Source organism: Chitinophaga sp. ARDCPP14, from assembly GCF_051362515.1.
GTDB lineage: Bacteria > Bacteroidota > Bacteroidia > Chitinophagales > Chitinophagaceae > Chitinophaga.
The window spans coordinates 37293-57435 of the sequence record NZ_JBKIXB010000010.1 but is presented as its reverse complement, the minus strand read 5'-3'; the positions used below and the strand labels follow the sequence as shown (position 1 = coordinate 57435).

The window sequence follows — 20143 nt, the reverse complement described above, 5'->3', positions numbered from 1 at the left end:
GTTTTCCTGTAACTTTTTCATATTCGCCTTCGTTTAACAGGTAATCTTGTTTTGACAAGCATATTGTAGCATTTCATCCCTTAAATAATATCAAATGAAACTGCCAAAATCATTACTCGGCGCCATCCTGATTGGTATCACCGTTCAAACAACCAGTTCCTGTAACAAGGATAAATCAGTTAAACCAAAGGAAAAGAAGGAAGAAGTGAAAAAGCCATATGAAAATGGTTGCCCTGCCTGCGGAATGGGTTGAGCCCATCGTTTATCATTCACATTTAATTCCAAAAGGTGCCGGAAATTCTATCAGCAGCCGCCTGCAACCTGGACGCCGACATACTGGCAGCATGTCTTCCGCTAATGGAAGCATCAAGACTGCAAGCCATTGAATGGTCGTTTGACGCATTGTTTAAAGTGCAGGAGATCCCATCCTGGTTCCTTGAACTGCTGACAGCCTACAGCGATGAACAACGACTGATTGGTCATGGCGTATTCTTTTCCCTTTTTTCAGGAAAGTGGCGCCAGGAGCAAGCCGATTGGCTGAAACAATTGAAAAGGGTCAGGGAAGAATTCCGGTTTGATCATGTAACGGAACATTTTGGCTTCATGACGGGGAAAGACTTTCATCACGGCGCTCCGCTGAATATTCCCTATACGAAATCCACACTCGACATTGGGAGAGACAGACTGAAGCGGATCTACGAAGCATGTGAATGCCCGGTAGGACTGGAGAACCTGGCCTTTTCCTATTCGCTCGACGAGGTAAAACGTCACGGCGCCTTTTTGGAACAACTCCTGGAACCTGTAAATGGTTTTATCATCCTCGATCTGCACAACCTCTATTGCCAGATCCACAATTTTAATATTCCGTTCGAAGAAATTATTACCCGCTACCCGTTAGATAAAGTAAGGGAGATACATATTTCCGGCGGTAGCTGGGAGGACGCTCCCAATAGCCCGGTGAAGAGAATCAGGAGGGATACACATGATGATGCCGTTCCGGCAGAAGTATTTCATTTACTGGAAAACACGATAGCGCGTTGCCCCCATCTTAAATATGTTGTGCTGGAACAACTTGGAAATGCCCTTACCACCGCGGAAAGCAGAACTACTTTTTACAATGATTTTGGAAAGATGGAAAATATTGTAAAAAAGAAAAGCATGCCCGGTATATCATCTTACCAGTCTTTTTTACCATCATTCCCCATAGTAACAGCTGAGGTTGTGGAAGATGAAGTTTTACACCATCAGCAGCTGGAACTTTCTGATATACTGGAATCAGCCACCTCCTGCGAAGAGGCTATTCGATCGCTCAAGGGTTCTTCGCTTGCACATACCGCCTGGCAAATTGAGCACTGGGAACCTTATATGATTGATACCGCCATGCAGATTGCGCAAAAATGGAAGAAATGACACTACACCGCTACTGAATGTTTTAACTTCAAAACATTCAGCTCTTCTTTTGAAAGCGATATCAGTTCCAGCTGTAATCTGCACGCTGCTGCACGCTCGGGCTCATTCAGCGCTCCGGCCAGTTCAATGCGAAGTATCAATGCCTCCGCGATATCAGTATTTGATTCATTCCCGTGCCGGGCTAATGCGACATCCAATGTTTTCGCAGCCGCCACATCATCATTTTTGTAGTCCCGGAACCTGGCGGCAACGGCAATAGATTTTTGCAGCATGCTTTGGTTTTTGTTGTCTGCACGCTGCCACACTTCTTCATCCTTCTCCCCAAAACTAACAAAGATGATGGAGTTGCCGGAAACATCTGTTAACGTAAAGCGTGTGGCATCTGGTTTCATTCTCGAAATTCTGGGAATGCCGGTATGAGGCACCTTTCCAAGCGATGCTTTCAGTTTTCCGGTAAACTCCAGGTACACTGCCCTTGCATCGGCAACCGTTACCAGGCAACCACTGTAAGCAGTATTCATATCTTTAACACGGGCAAAATGTAATTCATATCCACCGCGCTCACTGATCCCATACTGGTAAGGGCGCGTCAGTTTATAAGTGGTACGGTATCCAAGTACCTCCCAGAATGCCAGGGTTTCCTCAATGGAAGAACAGGGGAGTATGGGAGTTGTTATCCACTCTTTTTTAGTTTGTAGCTTGTTCATAAAAGCCGTTATTTTTTATCCGGCAAATCTATATCCTTTCCGGAAGCGACTCTTTTTATATACTTTTTTGTATGTAACCGGTATGGTTAACATGCTCCTCTTTCTTTGTAACCAAATGCTGCACAAAAATGGTAAATTGTATTACGAAAGGGAATCCATTATAGTATTATACATGAGTAACGGAAAAAATAAAGCGTTTGTTAATCCAACCGGAGCGGCTTCAATTGGCGGTATATTTCTTGCGATGGTGAGACTCGCATTGGGTATTAATTTGCTATACACTGATCCCCTGTCATTCAGGTTCAGATATCTCCTTATAATTTTATTCCTTATTTCAGTTGCAAGGCATCTGCTTTTCTATTTCATTAAACCCAGGCCGGATAATATATATAATTTACTGCTCGACCTGATCACGCCGTGTCTGTATGGCTTTATACTGTTTCATGTTTTATCCGTATATCAGTCAGAATTTTTATCGCTTTCCGTCAGCCTTTTTCTGCCCGCCATCATTTATTGTTTTTTATTTGGCCGGGAACCTGTTCCCGTAATGAGTAAAGGAATTTTTTGGGGTGGATTACTTTCTTACATACTGACTTTCCTTCTCACGTTAAATTATGCGTTTGATTCGTCTAATCCTGCGGTGGAGAAATATTTTTTGGCAAACAAGTATTATGCAAGCGTTCCATATGATCATGGGGATGCAGGATCGGATCAATATTATTTTGATCTCATTCATGTAGACAGTATTTCTAACCCTGCCCAATGGGTAGAAGTAAACCAGAAAACCTATGGTCAATATCGTGGCGGTCAGCAATATAAAAGGATGAAATTTGGGGATGCGGAATATATGATATTGGCTAAAAAAGAAACGCCATTCGCTAAACGTCAGTATTATTTTTTAATGCAGAAGGTAAATGGTCCTTTTCAGGCTAAAAATATATCGGAATCAGCATACGCGCAGTTTGAAGAAGGAGATACTTTTCATATTGAAAAGCATAAGGGATTTTTAGGGCTGGGATGGGCGACTTACCGGTAAGGGTTATTGTACTCTTCTCATTGGAAACTGCCGGAACTGTTGTTTATTATTCATTACCCCCGATATTTCAGCTATCAGGGAATCGGATGAAATAAGTGTATAGGTTATTTTCTGCGGGAAATCATGCGCCGGATTCTCAAAAATTAATTTATTATCTGAAGAAAATGTTACTTTAAAAGATACCGGCATATTATTATTCTGATTGGTCACCGTTGGGATATAAAGCAAAGCGCCATCTTTTTCCAGCAGGCTAACAGTCTCTAAAACAACGGTATCTTTTTCTTTCAACAGGTAGCTTTTCCCTGCGTAGCTGGAATCACTACTGATTTTCCAGGTTTCATAAATAGTCCCTTTATTCGTTTTTTGTTCCCATTTTCCCAGTAGCCAGCTGGCATCGGCTAGTTGCTGGCAAAACCCGTGAATGCTGAAAAACATTCCTATGCCTGCCAGTAAAAAGACTCTCTTAAGATGATCCATAACGCTATATTTTAGGCGACTTAGTGAACAAGTTGTTTTTGTTACAACTAAAAAAATTTACTGAAGATCAATGCTACTTGGCTCCACCGGGAAATGGCTGCGGTGCTGTTGTTGGGCCCTGCACCACCAATTTTCCACCAGGCAATATATTCATCCGGTCGATAAAAACGACACGCTTATCACCCGTTTCCAATGTACGGCCATGGTATACACAAAACATTTCTTTACCATCCGGTGAATACGTGATGCTATTGTGGCCAGTCCCTGTTACCACACCGCCTTGCTCAACGTTCTTTTGCAGCACCGGGTTGTTAGCAGCCTTTTTAAAAGGCCCTAAAGGACTTTTAGAAGTAGCATAACCCACCGCATAATTTTTGCCGCCGAAGTAATTCGCCGAATACATCATGTAGTAGGTATTTCCTTTTTTGAAGATGGAGGAACCTTCTGTCCAGCGGCGATTCACTTCTTTGGATGTAACCGAGCGGCTTTCCCATTCGGCTTGTTTATCTTTCATGCTCACCGGTGGGCGCAATAGCAGCACCGGTTCACCGATAACGCCACTGAAATCTGGTTTTAATTCTACACCATATACCCAGCTTTCTTCGATCTCATTGAACCAGCCTTTATTTTTTGCCCAGGCAGCTATTTCACTCTGTACCGGATGTTTGTAGCAACAACGGGAATAATAGAGATATACTTTTCCACTTGGATCGAATAGCACATTTGCATCGATGACAGGATAGCCAGGGTCAAAAACAGGTTTGTTGTTTACATCGATAAATGGCCCGGTTGGTTTATCTGCCACGGCAACGCCAATGCGAAAGTTTTCGAGTTCCTTCGTTGGATTGTCTTTCCATTGGGCACTATAAAACATGTAGTATTTCCCATTTATAGCATATACTTCCGGCGCCCAATAAGCGCCCTCCCAGGCGGCTTTTGGATCGCTCCAGCCATTTTTGTTATCGTGAAAATACACCTGGCCCTCGTTTTTCCAATTAACCAGATCGGTGGAAGAATAGGCGGCGAAGCCGTTCCTGGCGCCACCGGTCCCATACATATAGTATTTGTCGCCCTCGACATGTAATACATAAGGATCGCCCAAATCAACAGCCAGGGGGTTTTTGTAGGTCAGTTGCTGTGCGTTCAGTGCTATCGCCGCTATCAGTAAAAAAGAAATCAGGATGATTTTTTTCATGTTCCAATATATTAATTTTTGGTGAATGGACATATGCTCCTACTGAGTATTTCCAGGTACAGTTATTTCCAGGGGGGATATCAGAGGGAGTTGTGGCGTACGATGATAATTTCAATGTCACTAGCTGAAATTAATCAGATGTAAGTAGAAGAGGCAGTCTTAGACTGACAGCCTCTTTTTTAGTAAGGGTTCCATTACTCTTGCAGGCAGCTTTTTTTTGCCTGTGTTTCATGTTCAGCCCCGTTGATACCATTGTCAGGAAAAGCGTTGGATGAAACATTAAGCGAAATATTTTATGCACACGACCAACTGACGAAAGACCTCGTAGCCCGAACGGGCAGAATATCTAACCTGTTAAAAGAACATTTACATCATTTCTCCGAAGTTAATGGTACCTCACGGGAACACCACCAGTAAATTTTTTCATCATCTTCTAATCTGGATTCAGTTTTGGTGTTACAAGTTGAATATGTTCTTTCAAAGGATTCATCTTCATGGGCAAGGTAACCACAGTTGCCACACCCCCAATCTGCCCGATAGCCTTTTAAAATTCGTAGGGGAATGAGATGGGTTGGAACTACGGATTTCATTATTAACTGAAATACAGGAGATAATGAATTGAATGTCAATTAATATTTTATTTTATTGTCATGCAATTTGGCTGCTCCTAGGTTCGTCAATTTGACCTTAACTATTTATTTTTGTGTACTTAAGGCCAAATTTAATGACATGGATAAGCTTATTGGCCGTAAAAAAGAACTTGATTTGTTCAATCAAATAAAAGATAGCAAATCTTCCTCTTTTGTTGCAGTGTATGGGAGAAGAAGGGTTGGGAAGACTTTTTTAATCAGGCAGGCTTTCGATAATAAATTTGATTTTTATCTGACAGGTATGTCTAATGTTAACTTGTCACAGCAATTAGCCAATTTTCATGTTGCAATGACGAGATATGATTCGTCAGCAAATGAAAGAAAACCTCCTGCCGATTGGTTCAATGCATTCCAACAGCTCTCTATTTTGCTGGAATCCAGTAAGCGGAAAAAGAAAGTTATTTTCCTGGATGAACTTCCCTGGCTTGATACCGCACAATCTGATTTTGTACTTGCACTGGAACATTTTTGGAATTCCTGGGCAAGTGCGAGAAATGATGTGGTATTAATCGTTTGTGGTTCGGCAGCGGGATGGATGATCAACAAACTCATTAATAACAAAGGTGGTTTGCATAATCGGGTGACTCATCGGATTAGATTAGAGTCCTTTACATTGAAAGAGTGTGAAGACTTCTTAAAATATAAGAAAGCTATATTTGACAGGTATCAGATTATACAATTGTACATGGTCATGGGGGGAATCCCCTTTTACCTGGAACAGGTAGATGTAGCGCAAAGTGCCGCCCAGAATATTAATAGGTTATGTTTTGAGAAGGATGAAATGCTTCGTTCCGAATTTGATAATCTCTACCAATCCCTATTCGATAATGCAGAAAAACACATTGCGGTTATCGAAACGTTGAGTAAAAAAGCAAAAGGGCTAACTCGCGGGGAGTTAATCAAAGGGGCTAAGCTCTCCGCGGGCGGGGGCGTCACCAGAATTTTAAAAGAATTGGAGGAAAGTGATTTTATTCGCAAATATATCTCATACGGAAAAAAGGAAAGAAATAGTCTTTATCAGTTAACTGATTTTTACTCACTGTTCTATTTAAAGTTTATAAGAAAGGCTAGTATATTGGGTGAAAATAGTTGGATTAATGGGCTGGATAGTCCGGAGCAGCGTTCCTGGAGCGGCTATGCTTATGAGCAGGTATGCCTTGCTCATACTAAAGAAATAAAAAAGGCACTAGGTATCAGCGGTGTGCAAACAACAACGTCATCATGGATAAGTACCAGTACAGATACAGGTGCGCAAATTGACCTGGTGATTGACAGGCGTGATCAGGTGATCAATATTTGCGAAATGAAATTCTCTATTAATAATTTTACAATCGACAAAAAATATGCAGAAGAGTTGAGAAATAAGATTGGCATTTTTAAAGAGGAGACAAAAACACGCAAAGCTATTTTTCTAACTATGATAACAACTTTTGGATTGAATAAAAATAATTATTCGAATTCACTCGTGCAGAACAGCTTGAAGATGGATGTTTTGTTTGAATGATAGTGTGGCCAATCAATCGACCACTTCTCCAAACAAAAAAGCCGCAAACTCTTTTATCAAGAATTTACGGCTCGTTATCTGTAGCGAGATCGGGAGTTGAACCCGAGACCTTTGGGTTATGAATCCAACGCTCTAACCACCTGAGCTACCTCGCCTTATTCTCCATCCGGATCGCTATAACTACTATCAGTAGCGCCTGCTGCTCCAAAACGGGAGTGCAAAGATAACGGCTTAAAAATGAAAATTCAAAATGAATCCAACGTTTTTTTAGAACTTTTTTTAAAGGGGATCGCCCGGAGCAGGCTTATCCCATTTTTTCAACAACGACTCATCCACCGACCGGATATGCAAATCCCGCTGTGGATAAGGGATTTCAATACCGGCCTGATTAAGGGCGGTGTAAATAAACGACATCACCTCATTTTGAAGCCTGCCTGCATTATCAAGGTCGCCTACCCAGAAGTAGACCTTGAAATTCACCGCGTTATCTCCGAAGTCGGTCAGCTGTATAAAAGGAGCGGGAGCAGTAAGCACATCTTTACGATCGGTAAAGGCGGAGTTGATAATAGCGGTCACCTGGTCAATATTACTTCCATAGCCAACGCCCAGCGCAATTGTTATGCGTTTATTCCGGTTGCTCCGGGTCCAGTTGATCAGTTGTTGGGATATGAGGTCGCCGTTGGGAACAATTACTTCTGAACCGTCGAAGGCATTGATCTTGCTGGAGCGGATGCCTATTTCTTTTACAACGCCGGAACGGGGTCCCAGTTCTATCACATCACCAACTTCTATGGGCTTTTCAAAGGCGAGGATAATACCGGATACCAGGTTGTTCACGATGTTCTGCAAACCAAAACCGATACCAACGCCCAGGGCGCCTATTACAATAGTGATCTTATCCATGGGAATACCGGAGGCAGCAAATGCCAGCAACACGCCGCCGGCAAGCACTGCCAGGCGGAGTAGCAACAGCGCGGAACCGAATTTTGTTTTCTTATTGGGATTGGCGCTTTGACCGGTGTTACCAAACATATATGCAATCAGCTGCGAAGCCACAGTAGCCACCCATATTACCAGGATAAAAATGATGACGCTGCTGAAAGTAAAATCCGAATTGCCGAGCTTATGTTTGGAGGAGAGGATATCGGTAATAACCTCGTAAATAATATCGTATAAATAAACACTGCGCGATAAAATTACCAGCCAGCCTACAAAGCCCAGGATCGTGAGGAATGTCCTCAGTTTTTTCTGTACTTCCTGGTAGTCCATAAAAGAAATGAAGGTGCTGGAATCTTTATTGGCCTCTACCTGGAGATAAACGGCTTCCATCAGTATTTTTACCAGCGTAAATAAACTAAGCGCCATTACTGTGCTCACAACAGCGGTAGATCCCATGATTTTGGCAGTGCCTACCCGCGCAAAAATTACCATGATCAGGGAAAAGGCGCTGATCATCATAAATAATATCAGTACCGGCCGGGTAAATTTCGGTTGTGCAAAAGTGGTAAGCGACGATTCTTTCAGCAGCCGGTTGCCCAGCAGTAGCGAAAGAATGGCGCCTATCAATAATCCCCATTGTTCGGTATAGGTGACCTCTATCAGCAGGTTATTCAGACTGTAAATAAACAGCAGGCCGGCCAGTAATAACCAGCTTTTGAATAAGGTTTTAGGAAGATGTGTGCGAAAGATAAAGGTCAGCGCTATCACATTTAAACCCCAGGTGATTTCCGTAAAAAGAATGGGATAACGTACAGAAAGTACGGAGGATAAAGTGGCAATCAGTACCACCGTACAGGCCACCGGGTTGCGGTACAGGTATCGCGCGTGTTGGAGAATGGTTTCCCCTTCCTGTTCAGGATGATTGTGCCGGATGCGTTTAATATTGTTGTGTACCCACCAGGAAAATAATATGGCCAATAGTAACCACACAAAGAATATAGGCCATTGGATAGAAAAAAAGATGTCGAGCACTTTCGTGCTTTTATGCAAAGAGTTTTTCAGTACCGGGAAAAATTCAAGCGGGTTAATACTGTCGCGGTGCGGCTTCCACAGGTAGCGGTAATCCCGTACAAACATGTTGGAGGCGTATTGTTGCAACCGGTAGTCCATGTCCTCGTAAAGATTGGAGGCTTCAATATACCGGTTCGCCACCTGGTTTTGCAGCAGCCCTATCTTAATAAGACTGGCCTTATTCGCGCTGTCTACGGAACGGAATTTAAGCACGAGGTTGGTCACCTGGCCCAGGTAAAAACCATACAGCTCATCTTCAGAAGGGATATTCCGCATGGCGGTATCTCCCCGGATAAGACGGATGGTGTCGTTAATGTTTTTCAGTTTCTCGTAATAGGAAAAAAGGGCGCCCTGCCACGATGTGAGCTTTCGTTGCACCTGCTCCAGCATTACTTTGTTGGTATATATGTCGTTGATATTGGGTGTGCGGCCCAAACTGGCAATATTGTACCTGATCAGCGCGAGGGAAGTATCTGTGAGCGGCAGGCCGGCAGTGATCCGTGAAGTGTCAAACCCACGGCGGAGGGAACTCATAAGGTCGTTCAGCGTCAAAGTGTAACTCTCAATGCGGTTGATCAGGATGGATACAGACGTGTCCGACTTTCTTACCCGGTTGGTATCTTTCGATAACGCCTGGATATTCTTGCTGATGGTAGCACTGTCAACAGCTACCAGGTGAATGGTATCGGTTTTGGGCTTACGCTTACGGCTTTGTGCATCGGCGTTGTAGCTCCCGGCCATCACTACCAGCAGTATCAGCAGCTGAAAAAAATATCTGTAATTGAGGTGAATCCTGGTAAACATATGAAGCTGTAAAATTGAATGATCTCTAGGAGGAACATTTTTAATGCCTAAATGTTCCTGAATTTAAAACTTTTAACTCTCCCGGCCGTTAAGTTTTCTGGAATCGGCTGCTTTATTTGTCCGGTATCCGATTCCTCAGTATTTTGTATAGGATTGGCAGACCAATGAAAACTAGCTTATGAACAGAGAAATGCTTGTTACCTCATTAAGAAAGGATCTCGAACCCTGGGATATCATCGTGATCGGGGGAGGGGCTACTGGTCTTGGCGCCGCCCTGGAAGCGGTAACACGGGGTTACAGAACCTTGCTGCTGGAACAGGTGGATTTCGCAAAATCCACTTCCAGTAAAAGCACGAAGCTGGTACACGGAGGCGTACGTTATCTCGCACAGGGCAATGTGTCGCTGGTAAGGGAAGCCAGTGTGGAACGTGGATTGCTGGCTGCCAATGCTCCACACCTGGTACGTAACCTGGCTTTCGTTATTCCTACTTTTAATTTCTGGGAGAACCTGAAATATACTGTTGGCCTCAAAATGTACGATTGGTTGGCAGGCCGGCTCAGTTTGGGGAAGTCCGTACATATTTCGAGATCGGCTACCCTGGAGCGGTTGTCTACCCTGAAGCAGGACCGGCTTGCTGGTGGCGTGTTGTATCACGACGGACAGTTTGATGATTCACGCCTGGCCATTAACCTGGTGCAGTCCATTTCAGATAATGGCGGTACGGTGCTGAACTATATGCGTGTTACCGGTTTGCGAAAAGACGGCTTTGGGAAAATCAGCGGACTAACGGTAAAGGATACCCTGGGCGGGGGAGAGGAAATATATCTTAACACCCGCGCAGTCATCAATGCTACCGGTGTGTTTGCAGATGATGTACTGGAAATGGATAACCCGGCTGCGCCAAAATCTATTGCGGCAAGTCAGGGAGTACACCTGGTACTCGACAGCGTATTTCTACCCGGGCATAACGCCCTGATGATCCCGTCTACCAGCGATGGAAGGGTACTGTTTATTGTGCCCTGGCACAATAAAGTAGTGATGGGTACTACCGATACCCCGGTGAATCATATCAGCCTTGAACCCCGCGCACTGGAGGAGGAAATTGCTTTCATACTCCGCACAGCCGGTCAGTATTTGTCAAAGGCGCCGCAACGCTCGGATGTCCGCAGCGTGTGGGCCGGTCTTCGCCCGCTTGCCGCCGCCAAAGCAGAGGGACATAAAACAAAGGAAATCTCCCGCAGCCATAAAATAATCGTGTCTGCGTCAAATCTTATTACAATAATCGGTGGTAAATGGACTACTTACCGCAGGATGGCGGAAGACGTCATACATAAGCTGGAAGTGGTGCTGAAGTGGAAGGAAACATCCTCCGTTACCCATCACCTGAAAATACATGGCGCTACTGATAAGGTGAACTGGGAAGATCCCTGGTATTTCTATGGCAGTGATGTATTGCACCTGCACCAGATGGTCGCGCGTCAGCCGGATCTGCAGGAGGTGCTGAGCGGGGAATATCATATCATTAAAGCGCAGGTGGTATGGGCTGTGAGAGAGGAAATGGCCCGCAATATTGAAGATTTTCTGGCCCGCCGCACGCGTTTGTTGTTCCTCGATGCAAAGGAAGCGCTGCGTATAGCCCCTGCCGTAGCCCGGATTATGGCAGAAGAATTACATAAAGATGAACATTGGGTAGCTACGCAGATCAGCAGCTTTGCAGCCGAAGTTAACGGGTATCTGTTGAAATAATTTATAGGAAGATGGGGATCAACAGGTCCCCATCTTCCTATAAAATTACATCCATTTGAACTTCTCATTAAAAGGTTTCACTCTTCTTCCCGGTTGCACAGGCTCATCTGTGTAGCCCATATAAAAGAAGCCCAGTACCAGGTCTTCTTCTCCCAAACCAAAATATTCCTGCATGGCAGGGTGGTAGGTCATCCCGCCGGAACCCCAGTAGGCAGCAATACCCAGGGCAGTAGCGCCCAGCCAGATATTTTCCACTGCGCAGGATACCGCGGCAATTTCTTCCAGCGCCGGGATCTTCGGATTGTTCCCGCGTTTCATGCAAATCGCCAGTACATGCGATGCCAGGTTGCCCTGTGTTTTCAGTTTGTCGTAGTTACCTGGAATATATTTATCAGCCGGGGTAAACTGTTTGTACATATCCGCATGATCTGCACAAAACTGCTGTACCTTATCGCCGCTGTATACCACAAAGTACCAGGGTTCTGTATATCCGTGTGTGGGAGCCCAATCTGCCAGCTGCAACAGCTGTTGTACCGTTTCATCTGCAATCTTCCGGCCGTTCATGCTGGTGGGTTTCACCGTGCGGCGTGCTATAATCGCCTGCTCCACTGCAGTGGAGGTGGTTGCTTCATCCATAGTCTGTTGTTTTTATTTTCCTGTTTCCAGTCGTGCCTTCATATCGGCTGGCAGTTTTGCTACTTTATGTGCTTTGTAATCAAAGCATATCATACCGGTTTTAGCTTCTGCAATGGTAATCGTTTGTCCGTTACGGTTAGTGGTGATGCGATAAAACAATTCAAAGCCCAGGGCACTAAATTCACCCGCCGCAATGGCGATGTCAAATATATCTCCGTAAAATCCTTCGCCTTTGTATGCAATGGCTACATCTGCCATAATAAAACCATCGCCGGCCTCATGATCCAGTTCTTTATAGCCGAGGCTGTTGAGGAACTGTATCCTGGCTTCATGAATAATAGACAGGATGGCGTCATTGCCTACGTGGTTGCCATAGTTAATATCCCGTATCCTTACGGGAATTTGTACGCTGAACGGGAATGTTGCAGGTAAATCTATTTTGACTCTTGCCATATTTATTTTTTAGGGAGATGCTAAACGTTTGCTGTTTGTTTCAGGAAGGCCACAAATTTCTCAAAGGCCCGTGCCCGGTGGCTGTATTTGTTCTTTTCCGTGAGATCCATTTCTGCAAAGGCGCGTGTTTCACCTTCCGGAACAAAGATCGGATCATAGCCAAATCCCTTTTCCCCTTTTACAGTGGTGGTGATATGACCTTTACTCACTCCCTCAAACTGGTGTTCCTTACCATCCAGTATCAGGGAAATAACGGTGCGGAACTGCGCACTGCGGTCGCTTTGGCCTTCCAGTTCCCGTAATACTTTAGCGATGTTGTCGGCGGCCTCTTTCTGTTCCCCGGCGTAGCGGGCAGATAAAACGCCCGGCGCACCGTTGAGCGCCGCTATTTCCAGGCCGGTGTCTTCAGCGAAACAGTTTTCCCCGGTCATGCGGTGAATGGTGGCCGACTTTTCGGTGGCATTGGCTTCAAGCGTATCATGTGGCTCCGGAATGTCTATATCAATACCGGCTTCCAGCAGGGTAACGATCTCAAACTGGTTTCCCAGTAACGACCGGAACTCTTTTACTTTGTTTGGGTTATTGGTGGCGAATATCAATTTCATATGATTGGAAAAGAAGTTTAAATGCCTAATAATTGTTTTAACCCGGCCCATAGCCTGGCCTTCAGTACTTTATCGCTGCCTATCAAGGATAGTTCATCGGAAAACAACAAGGTGGTACCGTTTACAGTTACCAGCTGATATGGTGGTATATCATTTAACCCAAGTTGTTCCGGTGCAATCCCAAATACAACGCTCCGTTCTATCTTCACTGCCGCCTGCCAGTCGGGAAATGTGAGGGAAGGGTAGTGGATTACGTTAATCAGTGATACATCCTGCATCCCCAGTTTACAGGCATTTAATATATTAGTAAGGAGGTTGAATAATTCTTCGTTTAAATACGCTTCGTTTTCGTTTTGTATGAAGAGCGCAATGTTTTTTTGATTTTCTCCTAAATATTTGACTTTGGGCGTCACTTTTTCTACGGCCTCAGCCGGCATGCTTTTCCCGGGAATGATTGGCTGGGTAAAGATTTTAGCCAGAAAGTACGGGTCAAGTTCGGTTTGCTCAAGCGACATGTTTATTATCGTTTAGTTTAATATGAAAACCCCCTCTGGGGAAAAATCAGTTTATTTGCACTGCCGGTTCCACCAGGGCTCCGGTGGCACAGCGATTAAAATGTAAAAATATTGAGATAAAATTGATTAACCATGATGGTAGATAAATCAACAGTTAAGGAAGAGGCACTTCAGAAGATTAAAGTCACCAAAACTACGCACAGCAGGCTCAGTGAGGTTGATTTCAACAACCTGGCATTTGGTAAAATGTACGCCGACCATATGCTGGTGGCCGATTTTGATGGTAAAGAATGGAAAAATGCGGAGATACTGCCCTTCCAGAACCTGTCTGTAAGTCCTTCCAATGCTGCCTGGCATTATGGGCAGGCCATTTTTGAAGGCATCAAAGCTTATAAAGATCCCGAAGGTCATCCCATGATCTTCAGGCCATATGATAACTATAAACGTTTTAATACCTCTGCAGAAAGAATGGGCATGCCCCAGGTACCCGAGTGGTTGTTTGTAGGCGGATTGGATTTACTGATAGACCTGGACCGCAACTGGGTACCCACCGGTGAAGGCTGTTCCCTCTACCTGCGTCCCTTTATGATTGCGGCAGATGAATTTATCGGCGTCCGCCCGTCTGATACCTATAAGTTTGCCATCATCAACTCACCTTCCGGTCCTTATTTCAATAAGCCCATCAAATTACTGGTGCAGGATAAATATGTACGCGCCTTCCCCGGCGGCGTTGGTTACGCCAAAGCTGCCGGCAATTATGGTGGTACCATGTACCCCACCATGCAGGCAAGGAAACAGGGCTACGACCAAATCCTCTGGGTGGATGGCTACGAACATAAATACCTGCAGGAATGCGGTACCATGAACGTTTTTGCGATTATCGGCAATACCGCCATCACGCCCGATCTTACCCAGGGCACCATCCTGGAAGGCGTTACCCGCGCCAGTGTAATGGACGTGCTGGCAGATATGGGACTTAAAATTGAAGAAAGGCCAATTTCTATCGATGAGGTGGTAACTGCCTATAATAATGGTACCCTCCGCGAAGTATTTGGTACAGGCACCGCCTCCAGCGTGGCTTATGTAGAACAGCTTGATTACCTGGATACGAAGATCAAACTGGATACTACCAAATATGAAGTAGGGGCGGAAGTAATCCAGCGGCTCGATGATATCCGCACCGGCCGCACCACCGATATCCGGCATTGGAATTACATAATAGACAAGAAATAAGCGTTTTATATATTATTATAGAGATAAGAATAGGGCCGATAAAAAGGCCCTATTTTTTTATGGTAGTTTCTAACGGATATCATACCTTTGCAATCCGGTTTTTGGTAATCCTGAGCTGCTACCAAAATAATAAGACCTTTCCCTGTTTACCCGGGAGATCATTCCGGCAAAAATATTTTCGAAACAATTTTGTTATTCACACATATAGTTTTACCTTTGCCGTCCCAAAATCCCTATGTGGGGAATTTGGATGTCATTGTAAACCGACATAAAAAAACTAGGTAAAGAATGCCTACTATACAACAATTAGTAAGAAAAGGAAGAGAAATTATCCGGGCTAAGTCTAAGTCCAGGGCATTAGATAGCTGCCCTCAGCGTCGTGGCGTTTGTACTCGTGTATACACTACCACGCCTAAGAAACCGAACTCCGCTCTGCGTAAAGTAGCGAAAGTGCGTTTAACCAACAAAGTTGAGGTGATTGCCTATATCCCTGGTGAAGGTCACAACTTGCAGGAGCACTCCATCGTACTGATCCGTGGTGGAAGGGTAAAAGATTTACCAGGTGTTCGTTACCACATTGTTCGCGGTTCCCTGGATACTGCAGGTGTGAAAGACAGAAAGCAGAGCCGTTCCAAATATGGTACTAAAAAGGAAAAGGCTAAAAAATAATAATTATAAATAGTCGTAATTTTCAATAAATGAGAAAGCAAGCTGCAAAGAAATTGCCTCTGGCTCCGGATCCTCGGTTCAATGACAAGCTGGTAACCCGCTTTGTTAATAACGTAATGGAACAAGGAAAAAAGAGCATTGCCTATAAAATTTTCTACGATGCTGTGGATAAGGTAAGCACGATGACCGGTGAAAACGGTTACGAGGTTTGGAGAAAAGCATTGGCCAACGTTACTCCGGGTGTAGAAGTTAGAAGCCGCCGTATCGGTGGTGCTACCTTCCAGATTCCTGCGGAAGTTCGTCCTGACAGAAAGATATCCCTGAGCATCAAATGGCTAGTACGCTTCGCCGGCGAAAGAAACGGTAAAAGCATGGCTGACAAGCTCGCGAATGAAATCGTAGCAGCAAGCAAAGGTGAAGGCGCAGCGTTCAAGAAGAAAGAAGATACTCACCGTATGGCAGAAGCGAACAAAGCTTTCTCTCACTTCAGAATCTAGTTATAGCCCTCACAGGCAACTCAATATATTTGGCAAACAGTTCCTTTTGGAGCTGTTTGCCTTTTTGTGTTGATAAAGGAAAGATAACCTCCGCTTCCATCTCCCTTAATCCAAAGAAAATCCAAAAAGTAAAAATCCAGCTAATCAGTATAATCAGCGTAATCCTGAGCCAAGACAAAATCCGCGAAAGACAATTTAAGTGGCGAAGGCCACAAACAAAAAGGCGGGCATCCGCAGATGCCCGCCTTTCGCTATTTCGGAATCACTTATTTTACACTCACCAGCACATTGATCTTGCCTTCTGCACCGCTAAATTCCTGCAGCGCTTTGCCAAGTACCTGACCTGGCTTTACTTTATCAATATCCGCCTTCATCGCATAACCAGCCCTGCTGGAAGTAACCAGCAGATCGCCACGGCGAATAGCGCCATTCTCATTGCAAACCTTGGTTGGTATTACACCTATCACACCCATAGGTACTTCACCATCTAAATTGGCGTCAATATCCTTTTCGGTTAATAACAAACCCGGCTTAGTGGCAAATACTCCGGCTACCAGGGTAGAATAAGGTTCGGATGACTTTTCCACCATCCGGTCGGTATGAGTGGAAATCACCAGTACATCCCCGGCTTCATAAGTATTGCGTTCGCCTGATACGGCAAATGATTCCGCCACATCCGCTCCACTGGCTTGTGTACCACCATTGAAGAAACCTCGTCCGGCCTTATTGATACGGGCCACATTTGCACTGGCACTCTGAAAAACAGCTAAATTGCCGGAAGGACCGGTATGGTTGATCAACAAACCGGTACCGGTACCGGCATTACTGATTAATACCACTTCCCTGGAGTTAGCGGCATTAAAGTTGGCAAAGCGTGCGCCACGGCCGGTACCAAAGTTAGGGACCCATCCATAAACGCCGTTTCCGGTGCCATCAGAGCTTCCTTCTACACCATTACCATTTTTGCCGGCATTAGCGGTAATGCCATTACCACTGCCTTCGGTAAGCGCCACAATAGCCGGCGCATTTCCTGAAGGGTTTGATGCATAAAACAGCCCCCCAAAACCACCGGTACCAGACGATAATCCGAAAATACCTGCCGTACCAAAATTGGAAAACTGGGAGTTTACTTCTCCTTTTACTGCCGGAGATGTGCCCGTTACTTTGTCTACCTTGAAGTTGCCGGCAATGCCGTTACCTACCGTTGTAACGGTAACTGCATCGCTGGTATTGGATTCATTAAAGATATTAAATCTGCCTGCCCTGCCAGTGGCAAAGGTGGGTACCCAGGCATACAAGGCATTTCCGCCGCCGTCTATATTGGTTTCTACCCCATTGCCATTTTTGCTCGCATTGGCGGTAATGGCATTACCATTTCCATCCGTTATAGCTACCAGTGCAGCACCGTTTCCTGCAGCATTGGAAGCATGGAACAACCCCGCAAATCCACCAGTACCGGAAGAAACACCAAACAAAGCAGCCGCTCCGAAGTTGCCAAAAATAGTTTTTACCTCGCCCCTTACTGCGGCGCCCACACTATTGGTATTGTCTACCAGGAAGGAAGAAGCATTACCCTGTGTGTTATCCGGGATATTACCGTTACCATTGGTCGCTACTTCCAACACATTTCCGGTAGTATTGGTGGCATTGAAATTCTCAAAACGTCCGGCTCTTCCGGTACTGTTGTTTAAACCTACCTGGCCTAATACGCCTATTGCTGTGCCTGAAGTGTTGGTCGAAATAAAACCGCGTACACCATATCCACCACCGTCGTTCCGTCCAACTACGGCCCCCGCAATGTCACTGGTGGTCCTTCCAACTACGGCCTCTCCGGCTCCGTTGTTATCGCCTATAACACCAGCTGAGGTTTGCGCACTGGTAATACCATGAATGGCAAAACCGGCGCCGGTACTGCTACGTACGCCTGCCCCACTACCGCTGGAAGTTACATTCACCACAGTACCATTTCCAAGGCTGCTGGCATTTAAAGCATTATTGTTATTGGCATTATTGAAGATGGCAATACTGGCGGCTATACCGTTGTTACTGGTAGCTGTTAAGCCGGTACCAGTATTACTGTTTCCATAGAGGCCGGTACCACCGGCGCTGCTATTGCCATATACACCGAGCCCGTTCGGCGTTACACCATACACGCCCCAGCCTGAACCAGCCTGGGAGCCCCATACACCTATACCCAAACCACCGGTGCCGTTATTGATACCTCTTACCGCGCTGGAAAATCCGCCGGGGGAAGCAGAGGAAACAATGCCTCTCACAGCTGCAATGCTGCTGGTCGCGGTATTGTTAACCCCTTCCAGGGAAGTGCCGTCGCCATCATTTGTAATACTGAAAAGCGTGGCCGCATTGTTTTCTGTAGCTACAAATGGCAGTGTGAGACCACCTCCCGGAGGCGCGCCTGCTAACCATTGGGCACCATCAAACTTGAGGATTTGTCCTGCTGCGGGGGCTACGTTACTCACTGGTTTACCTTGTAAGGCATTTACAACCGGATTGGGATAAGTACCGGAAAGATCTCCGCCGGCAGGACCGTTGGGAGGCAGGGTGGTTGGGATCACACCCGGGGCAATCTTCGCCAGCGTCACCTTTCCATTCCCGATAAGTGGATTGGGATAGGTACCTGAAAGATCACCACCCGCGGCTACGCCGTTAATATCACCGGCCGGACCGATTGGCCCCACAGGACCTGCAGGACCCATCGGGCCAACTGGTCCAGGGGCGCCGGGTACGCCCTGAATGCCTTGCGGACCAGCTACGCCGGGATCACCTTGCGGTCCGGTAGCACCGGCGGGTCCAATCGGTCCAACCGGACCGGCTACACCCGGATCACCTTTCGCCCCCTGCGGTCCGACGGCGCCAGCAGGTCCGATAGGTCCAATCGGTCCAGCTGGTCCGGCCACACCCGGATCACCTTTGGCGCCCTGTGGTCCGGTAGCACCGGCTGGTCCTATTGGGCCCACCGGACCCGCTACACCGGGATCTCCCTTAGCGCCGGCAGGTCCCACGGGACCAACTGGTCCTATCGGCCCTACAGGACCCGCTACACCAGGATCGCCTTTAGGGCCGGCTGGTCCTGTTGCCCCGGCCGGACCAGGAGTACCATTGGCTGCAAATAACGCATACGGTACGCTCATTAACTGGGAAGTACCCAATTCACTGAAGTTGCCGCCGTTTATAGATACTTCTACTTTTAAAAATTGATTGGCATTCGCCCAGGGAACACCGCTGTACGTGCCTGTTAAGGGAGTTCCTTTACCAATCTGTAAAGTGAATAATCCCAGGGTATTGGTGGTAGTACTATGTGTTTCCTGGTATTGTACAGGTCCTGCTGCGGAACCTCCCAAAATAGAAAAACGCACCGTTAAGGATTGGTTGCTGAGTACTGTCCCATTTGTATTGCGGGCTACCGCCTGGTAGTTGGTTCCGGTTAATCCGCTTTGAGCCCATACAATATGAAATGATACCGTCAACAGGAGAAAGGTCAGGTAACATATCTTTTTCATAATAATCATTTTTGTGATAGTTTACGATGCGCTTAATTCTTTTTGGGTGATGATCCGCCATCCTGGTTAGGTGTAGGAACAATTTTAGGAGCCTGGGTATCCGGTTTTGCAGTTGCTGCACTGTCAGAAGGAAGCGGCCTGCTTTTAGCTGCTCGCAGTTGTGGAGCAGCATTGCTGCGTGGCGCCTGGTATTTGGTGAAAAGACGCGATTTGCTGTCTTTAGACACAACGGCACGGTCAGCAGGAGGTATAGCTGACCGCTGGTTCAGGTCAGCAAGATCTTTCTGAAAAGTAGGGAAAAGCATGTCCTTTACTCTTCCGGTACTACCGCCGGTGTTATCTGGTTTTACAGATTCCTGTGCAAAAACACCGGGCATGAATCCGGCAAACAAAAGAAATGCAAGTATGATCAGTGATTTCATATTATTGGGTGTTATAAATTCGCTTTTCATGTTGGATATTTTAGTAGATGAA

18 protein-coding genes and 1 tRNA gene are annotated in these 20143 nt (G+C 45.8%); 8 read left to right on the top strand and 11 right to left on the bottom strand.

Annotation, left to right across the window (positions count from 1 at the left end):
- The first annotated feature begins 94 nt into the window (after positions 1-94).
- The gene (locus tag ACLHR0_RS24330) at positions 95-253 is read left to right on the top strand and encodes a chryseobasin-related MNIO class RiPP peptide (protein WP_370912502.1); all 159 of its coding nucleotides are present in this window, start codon (positions 95-97) and stop codon (positions 251-253) included.
- A gap of 35 nt (positions 254-288) precedes the next feature.
- Positions 289-1410 (top strand): multinuclear nonheme iron-dependent oxidase, encoded by a 1122-nt coding sequence (locus tag ACLHR0_RS24325; RefSeq protein ID WP_436490123.1) that lies wholly within the window; start codon positions 289-291, stop codon positions 1408-1410.
- 2 nt (positions 1411-1412) lie between these two features.
- Here ACLHR0_RS24325 and ACLHR0_RS24320 read toward each other — a convergent pair whose 3' ends face one another.
- Positions 1413-2117, bottom strand: coding sequence for a hypothetical protein (locus ACLHR0_RS24320; protein ID WP_436490121.1), 705 nt, complete (start codon positions 2115-2117; stop codon positions 1413-1415).
- A gap of 172 nt (positions 2118-2289) precedes the next feature.
- On the opposite strand from ACLHR0_RS24320, the gene ACLHR0_RS24315 reads away from it, so the two are divergent.
- Positions 2290-3153 (top strand): hypothetical protein, encoded by an 864-nt coding sequence (locus ACLHR0_RS24315; RefSeq protein ID WP_436490120.1) that lies wholly within the window; start codon positions 2290-2292, stop codon positions 3151-3153.
- A 3-nt stretch (positions 3154-3156) separates the two neighbouring features.
- Here the strand turns inward: ACLHR0_RS24315 and ACLHR0_RS24310 are convergent, their stop codons facing one another.
- Positions 3157-3630, bottom strand: coding sequence for a DUF6265 family protein (locus tag ACLHR0_RS24310; RefSeq protein ID WP_436490118.1), 474 nt, complete (start codon positions 3628-3630; stop codon positions 3157-3159).
- Between the two features lie 73 nt (positions 3631-3703).
- Positions 3704-4825, bottom strand: a complete 1122-nt coding sequence (locus ACLHR0_RS24305; protein WP_436490116.1) for a glycoside hydrolase family 43 protein — start codon at positions 4823-4825, stop codon at positions 3704-3706.
- Between the two features lie 729 nt (positions 4826-5554).
- Here ACLHR0_RS24305 and ACLHR0_RS24300 point away from each other — a divergent pair.
- Positions 5555-6979 (top strand): AAA family ATPase, encoded by a 1425-nt coding sequence (locus ACLHR0_RS24300; protein ID WP_436490114.1) that lies wholly within the window; start codon positions 5555-5557, stop codon positions 6977-6979.
- 81 nt (positions 6980-7060) lie between these two features.
- Here ACLHR0_RS24300 and ACLHR0_RS24295 read toward each other — a convergent pair.
- Together ACLHR0_RS24295 and ACLHR0_RS24290 are read right to left on the bottom strand one after the other, a co-directional pair.
- Positions 7061-7134: transfer RNA gene (locus tag ACLHR0_RS24295), tRNA-Met, on the bottom strand.
- A gap of 124 nt (positions 7135-7258) precedes the next feature.
- Positions 7259-9793, bottom strand: a complete 2535-nt coding sequence (locus ACLHR0_RS24290; protein WP_436490112.1) for a mechanosensitive ion channel family protein — start codon at positions 9791-9793, stop codon at positions 7259-7261.
- Positions 9794-9971: 178 nt separating this feature from the next.
- On the opposite strand from ACLHR0_RS24290, the gene ACLHR0_RS24285 reads away from it, so the two are divergent.
- Positions 9972-11540 carry a glycerol-3-phosphate dehydrogenase/oxidase gene (locus tag ACLHR0_RS24285; RefSeq protein WP_436490111.1) on the top strand — a complete coding sequence of 523 codons (1569 nt, stop codon included), beginning with the start codon at positions 9972-9974 and terminating at the stop codon, positions 11538-11540.
- Between the two features lie 45 nt (positions 11541-11585).
- Here ACLHR0_RS24285 and ACLHR0_RS24280 read toward each other — a convergent pair whose 3' ends face one another.
- Genes ACLHR0_RS24280 through ACLHR0_RS24265 form a run of 4 tightly spaced genes read right to left on the bottom strand, consistent with a single transcriptional unit; the run spans position 11586 to position 13749 of the window.
- Positions 11586-12176 (bottom strand): nitroreductase family protein, encoded by a 591-nt coding sequence (locus ACLHR0_RS24280; RefSeq protein WP_429051268.1) that lies wholly within the window; start codon positions 12174-12176, stop codon positions 11586-11588.
- Between the two features lie 12 nt (positions 12177-12188).
- Positions 12189-12629, bottom strand: a complete 441-nt coding sequence (locus ACLHR0_RS24275; RefSeq protein WP_370912486.1) for an acyl-CoA thioesterase — start codon at positions 12627-12629, stop codon at positions 12189-12191.
- 20 nt (positions 12630-12649) lie between these two features.
- The gene (rdgB, locus tag ACLHR0_RS24270; RefSeq protein ID WP_436490108.1) at positions 12650-13234 is read right to left on the bottom strand and encodes an RdgB/HAM1 family non-canonical purine NTP pyrophosphatase; all 585 of its coding nucleotides are present in this window, start codon (positions 13232-13234) and stop codon (positions 12650-12652) included.
- 17 nt (positions 13235-13251) lie between these two features.
- Positions 13252-13749 (bottom strand): hypothetical protein, encoded by a 498-nt coding sequence (locus ACLHR0_RS24265; protein ID WP_436490106.1) that lies wholly within the window; start codon positions 13747-13749, stop codon positions 13252-13254.
- Positions 13750-13881: 132 nt separating this feature from the next.
- On the opposite strand from ACLHR0_RS24265, the gene ACLHR0_RS24260 reads away from it, so the two are divergent.
- From ACLHR0_RS24260 to rpsG, 3 genes are all read left to right on the top strand, one after another.
- Positions 13882-14982, top strand: a complete 1101-nt coding sequence (locus ACLHR0_RS24260; protein ID WP_370912483.1) for a branched-chain amino acid aminotransferase — start codon at positions 13882-13884, stop codon at positions 14980-14982.
- A gap of 288 nt (positions 14983-15270) precedes the next feature.
- Complete coding sequence (rpsL, locus tag ACLHR0_RS24255; protein ID WP_012789278.1) at positions 15271-15651, top strand: 30S ribosomal protein S12; 381 nt, start codon at positions 15271-15273, stop codon at positions 15649-15651.
- Positions 15652-15680: 29 nt separating this feature from the next.
- On the top strand, positions 15681-16148 hold the full coding sequence (gene rpsG, locus ACLHR0_RS24250) for a 30S ribosomal protein S7 (protein WP_079470783.1): 468 nt from the start codon (positions 15681-15683) through the stop codon (positions 16146-16148).
- 266 nt (positions 16149-16414) lie between these two features.
- On the opposite strand, the gene ACLHR0_RS24245 is transcribed toward rpsG, so the two are convergent.
- A complete protein-coding gene (locus ACLHR0_RS24245) occupies positions 16415-19669 on the bottom strand; it encodes a hypothetical protein (protein WP_436490104.1) in 3255 nt (1084 codons plus the stop codon).
- 32 nt (positions 19670-19701) lie between these two features.
- Complete coding sequence (locus ACLHR0_RS24240) at positions 19702-20121, bottom strand: hypothetical protein (RefSeq protein ID WP_436490102.1); 420 nt, start codon at positions 20119-20121, stop codon at positions 19702-19704.
- Between the last annotated feature and the right edge of the window lie 22 nt (positions 20122-20143).